This is a genomic window from Phenylobacterium sp. (assembly GCF_031181185.1).
Taxonomy (GTDB): Bacteria; Pseudomonadota; Alphaproteobacteria; order Caulobacterales; family Caulobacteraceae; genus Phenylobacterium.
Genome location: NZ_JAPSKZ010000137.1, coordinates 1 through 9,567 on the forward strand (window position 1 = coordinate 1; position 9,567 = coordinate 9,567).

The following is a 9,567-nucleotide window of genomic DNA, read 5'->3' on the forward strand; positions in this document are numbered from 1 at the left end:
CTGAGCTGCAGGCCGACGGGCGTCCGGGTCAGGGTTATGTCGATGCGGCCCGGCCGCCCGTCGGGAAAGGCATGCGCCAGGGCGTTGCCCAACGCCTCATTGAGGATGAGCGCCAGCGGCGGCGCATGGCGGGCGGGGATAGTGACCGGCTCAAGGCTCATCGCGACCTGGATGCCCTCTTGGCCGGCCGCGGCCAGATCGCCCGCAAGCTCCCGCACGAGGGCGGCGAGCTCGACCTGCTCGACGCCGGCGGTTCGTACGACATGCCGGAGCGCTACGCTGACGGCCGTGACCCGGGATTGCACGGCCTTCAGCGCGCGTTTCACGCCCTCGTCCTTGGCGCGCCGGCCGTGCAGCAGGACCAGGGACGAGATGAGCTGAAGGGTGTTCTTGACCCGGTGGTCCGCCTCGCGCTGAAGCTCGCCCTGGGCGGCGAGCGCCTGCCTCAGGCTCTCGATTTCGGCGTCGGACATCCTGGGCTCCCGGCAAGGCCTTCACCTAGTATGCCTGGCAGACGGCATCTGTCATTGGCGTGACACAACCCTTGGGATGAGTGGACAGTCGCGTACACGGAGATTCGCTTGACGCTTCTGCCGCCGCCATCGCCGCCCAGCCGGCAGGAAGCCCCGCTCTGGCCCATCCTTGCGGCTGGCGGCGGAGGCCTCGCTGTGGTCGCAGCCTTGGCCCTGTTGGGGCAGGTGGGCGGCCTTGGCGCGATCGCCTCGATGGTCTTCGTCGCCACGGTGACAGCCGTCTCGTTGGTGATCGCCGACCGGCGAGCGGAAGTGGAGCAGGACGCGGCCGCGTCCAGCGCCCTTGCTCCGGCCGCCGAAGCGCCGCCCTACTCCGCACTTATCAACGCCCTGCCGGATCCGATCCTGGTGATCTCGGCTCTGGAGCGGGACGACCTCACTGGCCGCAGGTATATCTTCGCCAACAGCGCCGCGCGCGAGCTCTTCCGGATCGAGGCGGGGGAGGGCCTGCTGGTCAGCGTAATGCGCGATCCCCAGTTGCTGGAAGCGGTGGACCTCGCGCTCTTCGAAGCTCGCGACGCCGAGGCTGTCTATGAGACGGGGGGCGCTCAGTCGCGCGTGTTGCGCGCCTTCGTGCGCCCGATTGGGCTTGCGCTGGACGGCGCTCACTTGGCGCTCCTGTCGCTGCGGGACGAAACCGAACTGCGGCAGGTGGAGCGGACACGCGTGGACTTCCTGGCCAACGCCAGCCACGAGCTCCGTACGCCGCTGGCCTCATTGGCGGGCTTCATCGAGACGTTACGAGGGCACGCCAAGGGTGACGAAGGCGCGCGTGAACGCTTCCTCGGGATCATGCAGGCCCAGGCCGAGCGGATGAACCGGCTGATCGACGATCTGATGTCCTTGAGCAGAATCGAGCTCCATGAGCACGTTGCGCCCAGCGACCGGGTGGACCTCTGCGGCGTCGTCGCCGACGTCGTGGATGCGGCATCGCCGCTGGCTGCGGAGCGCGGCGTAAAGCTCCAGGTACAGCCGCCATCCGACGCCGAGGCCCTGGTCATCGGGGCGCGCGATCAACTCGTGCAGGTGGTCCAGAACCTGGTGGACAACGCCTTGAAGTACTCGTCGATGGGCCACGTCGTGACGATCACGATCGGCACAGGCCAGTCGGCCGAGGCGTGCACAGCGGCCATCCGCCTCGAGGCTTCGCGGCTGTCGCTGCTGACCCCCGACCACAGCAGCGACACCTACGCCTTCGTTCGTGTGCGGGATCAGGGCCCCGGCATCGAGCGTGAGCACCTGCCGCGGCTTACCGAGCGCTTCTATCGCGTCGAGGGACAGAAGAGCGGCGAGCGCTCCGGCACTGGCCTGGGACTGGCGATCGTCAAGCATATCATCAACCGTCACCGCGGCGGCCTGGCGGTCGAGAGCGTCCGCGGAGACGGCTCCATTTTCACGGTTTATCTGCCGGAAACGGCGGCTGGCTCGGGCCGCCCCGCCCAGCGTCGTGAAAGTGTCATGGAAATGTAGCATTGGGTCCGCAGCCGGCGGGCATGGTCGCCGGCGGCCAACGAATCCTCGCGATCGCTCCTAGCAGCGCTGAGACCAAGCATGATCACCTGGGCCGTCCTTGCGGCGCTCGTCCTATTCTCGGCCGCCACCTATGTGCTCGGCCGGCGCAAGCTGACCGCGCAAGCGGCCGGCCAGCGCCCGCACTCGCGGCCGGGGTACCACGGCGCCTATGTCATGCTCTGGGCGGCGGTCCCGGCGGCCATCCTGCTTCTGCTGCACGGCGCGTTCGGCGGCCGCATCGTCGCCGCGGCGGTGCAGGCCGAGGCGCCCGCCTCGGTACAGGCCTTGGATGGTCACCAACGGGCGGTGTTTTACGATGACGCGCTCGCGATCGGCCGCGGACAGACTCCCAGCGAGATGATTTTCGCGCCACAGGTGCGCGCCGCGTTGGCGGATGAGGGTAGAGAGGCGGCTCGCCTCGAGATGGGCCTGCGGCTGGGCGCGATCACGTTGGCCCTACTTTTGGCCGCAGGCGGGTTCTTTGCGGCCTACCGTCGCATCACCCCGGAGTTCCGGGCGCGCCAGCACGTGGAGGGCTGGACATCGGCCGTCCTGATCGCGTGTTCGGTAGCGGCGGTCCTGACCACGGTCGGCATCGTGGCCTCGCTGGCGTTCGAGAGCATCCGTTTCTTCCGGGCGGTGCCGCCGCACGAGTTCCTCTTCGGGATGGAGTGGGACCCACAGATCGCCATGCGCGCCGACCAGTTCGCGGCGGTCGGTGCGTTCGGCGCCGTGCCGCTGTTCGTAGGCACGTTCCTGATCATGTTGATCGCGATGATCGTGGCTGCGCCCATCGGACTGCTGTCGGCTATCTACCTCGCCGAATACGCCAGCCGTCCCACCCGAGCCGTGGTGAAGCCTTTGCTGGAGGTGCTGGCGGGCGTCCCGACGGTGGTCTACGGCTTCTTCGCCGCGCTCACGGTGGGGCCGCTGTTCCGGTCGGCCTTCAACAATCTGGGCGCACAGCTGCTCGGCGGACCCTTCCACGAGCTGGGCCTCTACCTCAGCCAGGTGCAGAACCAGATGGCCCTGGTCGCCGGGGCCGTGATGGGGATCATGCTGATCCCGTTCGTGTCGTCGCTTTCAGACGACATCCTCAACGCCGTGCCTCAATCGCTGCGGGACGGCAGTCTGGCCATGGGGGCGACGCCCTCGGAAACCATCAAGAAGGTTGTCATGCCCGCCGCCCTGCCGGGCGTTATGGGCGCCATGCTGCTGGCCGTCTCGCGAGCCATTGGCGAGACGATGATCGTCACCATGGCGGCAGGCCTGCAGGCCAAGACCACGCTGAACCCGCTCGATACGGTGACGACCGTTACGGTGCAGATCGTCACCCTGCTCACCGGCGACCAGGAATTCGACAGCCCCAAGACGCTGTCGGCCTTCGGCCTCGGCCTGACACTGTTCGTCATCACCCTGATCCTGAACGTCATCGCGCTTCGGGTCGTCCAGAAGTACCGGGAACAGTATGACTGACGCGGCTCTCAACCAGGCGACGATCGCTCGCCCGTCCGTCGCGGCGATGGAAGCGCGACTGAAGGTCCGCCGCGCTCGTGAAGCCCGCTTCCGCTGGTATGGGCGGTTGGCGATCATCATCGCGCTGTCGTTCCTCGCCGTCCTCATGGGGCGGATCATCAGCCAAGGGTACAGCACCTTCATCGACTACCGGATGAGCGTGCCGGTCTATCTCGATCCCTCAAGGATCGACCCCGCCGACCCAACCGGCGCCAACTACGACCTGCTGGTCGCCGACGCCGTGCTGGCCAAGCTGGGCGAGCGCGACGATGAGCTTGGCTCCGTCTCAGGAAAGGTGACCGAGCTTCTGTCGACGGATCTCGGCTTCAAGCTGCTGGATCAGGTGCGTGCCGACCCGACCTTGATCGGCAAGACGGTCATGGTCAGCGGCCCCGTTCGGGCCGACGCCGCCCTCTTCTACAAGGGCCAGGTGGACCGAGCGGCCCCTGAAGCCGACCGGAAGCTGGACGACCAGCAGATCGCGTGGTTGGACCGGCTGGAGGACCTGGGGATGGTCTCCTCAGGCTTCAATACCTCGTTCCTGACGCGCTCGGATTCGACGGAGCCGGAGCAGGCCGGGGTGCTGGGCGCAGTCGTAGGCTCGGCGATGATGCTGTTGGTGACGGCTATCCTATCGGTCCCCATCGGCGTTCTGGCGGCCGTCTACCTCGAGGAGTTCGCGCCGAAGAACCGCTGGACCAGCATCGTCGAGGTGAACATCAACAACCTCGCCGCGGTCCCCTCCATCGTCTACGGCCTGCTTGGCCTGGCGGTGTTCATCAACTGGCTGGCCGCGCCGCGTTCATCGCCGCTCGTCGGGGGCTTGGTCCTGGCGCTGATGGCTCTGCCGACGGTGATCATCGCCACCCGCTCGGCGCTGAAAGCCGTGCCGCCGTCGATCCGCGAGGCCGCGCTGGGCGTCGGCGCCTCGCGCACCCAGACCGTGTTCCATCACGTCCTGCCGCTCGCGATGCCCGGGGTGATGACCGGTGCGATACTCTCCCTGGCCCACGCCCTCGGCGAGACCGCCCCGCTTCTGATGGTGGGCATGGTCTCGTTCGTGCCCGGCGTGCCGGCCGGGTTCACCGAGGCGGCCACGGTGCTGCCCGTGCAGGTCTTCATCTGGGAGAACGCCTCGGAGCGGGCGTTCCACGAACGGACGGCCGCGGCCATCATGGTCCTGCTCGTCTTCATGATCGTCATGAACCTGGCCGCCATCATCGTGCGGCGCCGGTTCGAGCGGCGCTGGTAGTCATGACCCGGCGCCGCCCCATCTCGAGGTCCAACATGCTCACCCAGACCGACGGGCAACCGGCCAAGGACGGGCCGCTGCACATCGAACTCCGACCCCAGGCCGCGCACGCGGTCGACGCGCCGCCGAAGCTGCGGGCCCGCGACGTCAACGTGTTCTACGGCGACAAGCAGGCCCTGTTCGACGTGTCACTCGACATCCCCGAGCGGGCGGTGACGGCGCTGATCGGGCCCTCCGGGTGCGGCAAATCCACCTTCCTGCGCTGCATCAACCGGATGAACGACACCATCCCGACCGCGAAGGTGAAGGGCCGCATCGAGCTGGACGGTGAGGACGTCAATGACCGGGGCATCGATCCCGTCCTGCTGCGCGCTCGCGTGGGCATGGTGTTCCAGAAGCCCAACCCGTTCCCGAAAAGCATCTTCGAGAACGTGGCCTACGGGCCGCGCATCCATGGCATCGCGACCAGCAAGCGGGAGCTGGAAGGCGTCGTAGAGACCTCGCTCAAGCGCGCCGGCCTCTGGAACGAGGTGGCGGACCGGCTGCACCAGCCCGGCACCAGCCTGTCCGGCGGCCAGCAGCAGCGCCTGGTGATCGCCCGCGCCATCGCCGTGAACCCGGAGGTGATCCTGATGGACGAGCCCTGCTCGGCGCTGGATCCGATCGCCACGGCGCGGGTCGAAGAGCTGATCGACGAACTGCGCGAGGAATACTGCATCGTCATCGTCACCCACTCGATGGCCCAGGCCGCGCGAGTGTCGCAAAAGACCGCTTTCTTCCACCTGGGCAAGCTGATCGAGGCCGGCAACACGGACGAGATCTTCACGAACCCGCGGGACAGCCGCACCCAGGACTACATCACCGGCCGGTTCGGGTAGGGGCGGCGCCATGAACGAGCACATCGTCAAATCCTACGAGGACGAGCTGAACGCGCTGACGGCCGAGACCGTCCGCATGGGCGGCATGGCCGAGGCGGCGGTGGCCGACTGCCTGCAGGCGGTGGTCAAGCGCGACCAGGACCAGGCCGTCGCCGTCGTCGCGCGCGACGAGAAGCTGGACGCGGCCGAGCGCGACATCGAGCGCCGCGCGATCCGCCTCATCGCGCTCCGTCAGCCGATGGCCAACGACCTGCGCAAGACCGTGGCAGCGATGAAGATCGCCAACAACCTCGAGCGCATCGGCGACCTCGCGAAGAACATCTCCAAGCGCACGCTGATCATCATCGAGGAAGAGCCGATGACGCCGCTCACCCGCTCGATCGAGCGGATGGGCAAGCTGGTGCTGAACCGGCTGACCTCGGTGCTGGACGCCTACAGCCGCTCGGACCTGGAGCGGGCGCTGTCGGTCTGGTCGCAGGACGACGAGGTCGACGAGCACTACAACAGCCTGTTCCGCGAGCTGTTGACCTACATGATGGGCGATCCGCGGACGATCACGGCCTGCACGCACATGCTGTTCGCGGCCAAGAACCTCGAGCGGATCGGCGACCACGCCACCAACATCGCCGAGCTGATCCACTACGAGATCACGGGCGAGGAGATGATCGCCAGCGCTCGACCCAAGACCGACGCCTTCAAAGGGAGTTCCACGCCGTGACGCCGCGCATCCTTGTGGTCGAGGACGAGGACAGCCTGGCCACCCTGCTGCAGTACAACCTCGAGAAGGAAGGCTACGAAGTGGCCCGCGCCGGCGACGGTGAAGAGGCCCTGCTGCAGGTGCAGGAGCGGCTGCCCGACCTGCTCGTGCTGGACTGGATGCTGCCGAAGGTTTCGGGCATCGAAGTCTGCCGCAGGCTTCGGCAGCGGCCCGAGAGCCGCAATGTCCCGATCATCATGCTGACCGCCCGCGGCGAAGAGAGCGACCGGATCCGCGGCCTCGACACCGGCGCGGACGACTATGTGGTGAAGCCCTTCGCCATGAGCGAGCTGGCGGCCCGCGTCCGGGCGGTGCTGCGCCGGCTGCGGCCGGGCCTGGCTGAGGACCGCGTGCGCTGCGGCGACATCGTCATCGACCGGGTCGCCCACCGGGTGAAGCGGGCCGGGCAGGAAGTCCACCTTGGGCCGACCGAGTTCCGCCTGCTGGACCACTTCATGCAGCACCCCGGACGGGTGTTCTCGCGCGAGCAGCTGCTGGACGCGGTCTGGGGCTCGGACGTCTATGTCGAGGCGCGGACCGTCGACGTGCACATCGGCCGTCTGCGCAAGGCGCTGAACGCCTCGGAAGGCGGCGACCCGATCCGCACCGTTCGCTCGGCCGGCTACTCGCTCGACGTCGAGGCTTGACCAAGCGGGAGCCGACCGCCAAAGCGGCCTCCCATGAACATCCTTCTCGTGGGCTCGGGCGGGCGCGAACACGCGCTGGCCTGGAAGATCGCGGCCTCGCCGCTGGTGACGCGGCTCGTGACGGCGCCAGGCAACCCCGGCATGGCGGCGCTGGCCGAGCTCCGCGACGTCTCCGTCACGGATGTTGAGGGCCTGGTCGCCCTGGCCAAGGAGATCGCCGCGGATCTCGTCGTGATCGGGCCTGAGTCGTCCGTGGCCGCCGGTCTGGCCGACGCGCTGGAACTTGCGAAAATCCCCTGCTTCGGGCCCTCGGCAGGCGCCGGCCAGCTGGAAAGCTCCAAGGCGTTCACCAAGGCCTTCGCCGACCGCTACGGCCTGCCGACGGCCGCCTACCGGGTCTGCGAGACCGCCGATGAGGCTCGCGCCGCGCTGGAGCTGTTCTCCGCCCCGTATGTCATCAAGGCCGACGGTCTGGCGGCCGGAAAGGGCGTCACGGTCGCCCATGACCGCGGCGAAGCCGAGGCGGCGATCGACGATGCCTTCGGCGGCCGGTTCGGCGCGGCCGGCGCGCGGGTGGTCGTCGAAGAGTTCCTGGAGGGCGAGATCGGCTCGCTGTTCGCGCTCTGCGACGGCGAGACTTCGATGCTGTTCGGCTGGGCTCAGGACCACAAGCGCGCCTTCGATGGCGAGCAGGGGCCGAACACCGGCGGGATGGGGACCTATTCGCCGGCTCCGGTCTTCACGCCCGAACTGGTGGAACAGGTCCGGACCCGGCTGGTCGAGCCCGCCTTCGCCGGAATCGCCGCCGACGGCTCGCCCTACCGCGGCGTGCTGTTCGTCGAGCTGATGGCGACCAAGACCGGCCCAAAGTTGGTGGAGTTCAACGTCCGCTTCGGTGACCCCGAATGCCAGGTGCTGATGCTGCGCCTGGAAAGCGACCTCGTGCCGTACCTCGAGGCCTGCGCGAAGGGGACGCTCAAGGACATGCCGCCGCCGGTTTGGCGGGAGGAGCCTGCGGTTTGCGTCGTCCTCGCCGCGAAGGGGTATCCGGGCACGCCAGCCTCCGGCGGCGAGATCCTCGGGCTGGACCAGGACCTCGGCGATGGCGTCGTGGTCTTCCACGCCGGCACCAAGCAGGGCCCGGACGGCGTGCTGCGCGCGGCGGGCGGCCGGGTGCTGAACGTCTGCGCCCGCGGGCGCGATCTTCAGACCGCTCGGGACCGCGCCTACGCCGGGATCGACAGGATCGATTTCGCGGACGGCTTCTGCCGGCGGGACATCGGGTGGCGGGCCCTGGCCCTCAGCTAACCTTCGACCAGCACCTTCAACTCGGGCAGCACCTCGTTCGCCCAGGCCTCGCCGAGGGCGAATAGGGCGGTCTCGATGGCCTCGGCCTCGACCAGGTCTTCGAACGCCTCCCAGCCGGCGTGGATGACCCGCACATGCGTGCCGCCGAAGATCGGGGTCAGCACGAAGGTCACCTCGGTCCGCGGACGGCCAGGATAGGTCCAGCTGAAGCGCAGCCGACTGTTCGGCTCTACGACCTCGACCTCACACCGCACGCTGCCCTCGAAATCGCGTGTTTCGCGGCGCTTGCGGCTGGGCTGGATGACGAAGACCTGCCGGACACGCGCCACGAACCCGTGGGCGCCCAGCCAGCGCCAGGCCAGCTCGCTATCGATCATCGTCCGCCAAACGGCCTGGGGCGGCGCCTCGATCTCGATGATGGACTGGATGTCGTCCGTCGCCATGCGCCGAACCGGGAAGCCTCTTCGTGACTTGAGGTCAAGTCCGGCCATCCCGCCTTGCCCCTGACCGGCGCTGCTCGCTAAAAGAGTTTCAAACAACTGTACGAAGGGGAACGCCATGGCCGTCACCGCCGACGTCGCCGCCGAGCAGGAGCGCGAGAAGGCCAATACGGGCACGGAGGAGGTCCCCGAGTCCCAACGCTTCGACCAGGCGTCCCTGGAGCAGTGGCTGAAGGCGAATGTCGAGGGCTATGAAGGCCCGCTGGAGGTCCGCAAGTTCAAGGGCGGCCAGTCGAACCCGACCTACCAGCTGATCACGCCCGCCAAGAAGTACGTCCTGCGCCGCAAGCCGCCGGGCAAGCTGCTGCCCTCGGCGCACGCCGTGGATCGCGAATACAAGGTGATTTCGGCCCTGGGACCGACCGGCTTCCCGGTGGCGCGGACCTATGGCCTGTGCACGGACGATTCCGTCATCGGCACCTGGTTCTACGTCATGGACTGCGTGGAAGGCCGGGTGCTCTGGGACCAGACCCTGCCCGCCTACACGCCCGAACAGCGCCGGGCGATCTTCACGGCCAAGATCAACACGCTCGCCGACCTGCACAACACCGACTACGCGGCCATCGGGCTGGAGGACTTCGGCAAGCCCGGCAACTACATGGCCCGCCAGGTCGACCGGTGGACCAAGCAGTACAAGGCCTCAGAGGACCGCCACATCGAAGAGA

10 protein-coding genes are annotated in these 9,567 nt (G+C 68.0%); 8 read left to right on the forward strand and 2 right to left on the reverse strand.

The window, feature by feature from the left end:
• Window positions 1-473 (reverse strand): sensor histidine kinase (locus RIF93_RS15155; protein WP_309092283.1); only part of this gene is annotated, 473 nt, incomplete at its 3' end.
• A gap of 225 nt (window positions 474-698) precedes the next feature.
• On the opposite strand from RIF93_RS15155, the gene RIF93_RS15160 reads away from it, so the two are divergent.
• From RIF93_RS15160 to purD, 7 genes are all read left to right on the forward strand, one after another.
• Window positions 699-2,003, forward strand: a complete 1,305-nt coding sequence (locus tag RIF93_RS15160) for an ATP-binding protein (RefSeq protein ID WP_309092292.1) — start codon at window positions 699-701, stop codon at window positions 2,001-2,003.
• An 81-nt stretch (window positions 2,004-2,084) separates the two neighbouring features.
• On the forward strand, window positions 2,085-3,521 hold the full coding sequence (gene pstC, locus RIF93_RS15165) for a phosphate ABC transporter permease subunit PstC (RefSeq protein ID WP_309092284.1): 1,437 nt from the start codon (window positions 2,085-2,087) through the stop codon (window positions 3,519-3,521).
• The gene (pstA, locus tag RIF93_RS15170) at window positions 3,514-4,812 is read left to right on the forward strand and encodes a phosphate ABC transporter permease PstA (RefSeq protein ID WP_309092285.1); all 1,299 of its coding nucleotides are present in this window, start codon (window positions 3,514-3,516) and stop codon (window positions 4,810-4,812) included. The genes pstC and pstA overlap by 8 nt, the downstream gene beginning before the upstream one ends.
• A 2-nt stretch (window positions 4,813-4,814) precedes the next feature.
• Window positions 4,815-5,690, forward strand: a complete 876-nt coding sequence (gene pstB, locus RIF93_RS15175) for a phosphate ABC transporter ATP-binding protein PstB (protein WP_309092286.1) — start codon at window positions 4,815-4,817, stop codon at window positions 5,688-5,690.
• 10 nt (window positions 5,691-5,700) lie between these two features.
• Complete coding sequence (gene phoU, locus RIF93_RS15180) at window positions 5,701-6,408, forward strand: phosphate signaling complex protein PhoU (RefSeq protein WP_309092287.1); 708 nt, start codon at window positions 5,701-5,703, stop codon at window positions 6,406-6,408.
• Entirely contained in the window at window positions 6,405-7,094 is a 690-nt protein-coding gene (phoB, locus tag RIF93_RS15185; RefSeq protein WP_309092288.1) for a phosphate regulon transcriptional regulator PhoB, read from the forward strand. Before phoU ends, phoB begins: the two co-directional genes overlap by 4 nt.
• Window positions 7,095-7,127: 33 nt before the next feature.
• A complete protein-coding gene (purD, locus tag RIF93_RS15190; protein ID WP_309092289.1) occupies window positions 7,128-8,402 on the forward strand; it encodes a phosphoribosylamine--glycine ligase in 1,275 nt (424 codons plus the stop codon).
• On the opposite strand, the gene RIF93_RS15195 is transcribed toward purD, so the two are convergent.
• Entirely contained in the window at window positions 8,399-8,845 is a 447-nt protein-coding gene (locus RIF93_RS15195; RefSeq protein WP_309092290.1) for an SRPBCC domain-containing protein, read from the reverse strand. The genes purD and RIF93_RS15195 overlap by 4 nt on opposite strands.
• Window positions 8,846-8,960: 115 nt before the next feature.
• On the opposite strand from RIF93_RS15195, the gene RIF93_RS15200 reads away from it, so the two are divergent.
• Window positions 8,961-9,567, forward strand: a 607-nt coding sequence (locus tag RIF93_RS15200) for a phosphotransferase family protein (RefSeq protein WP_309092291.1), incomplete at its 3' end; no start/stop codon positions are given.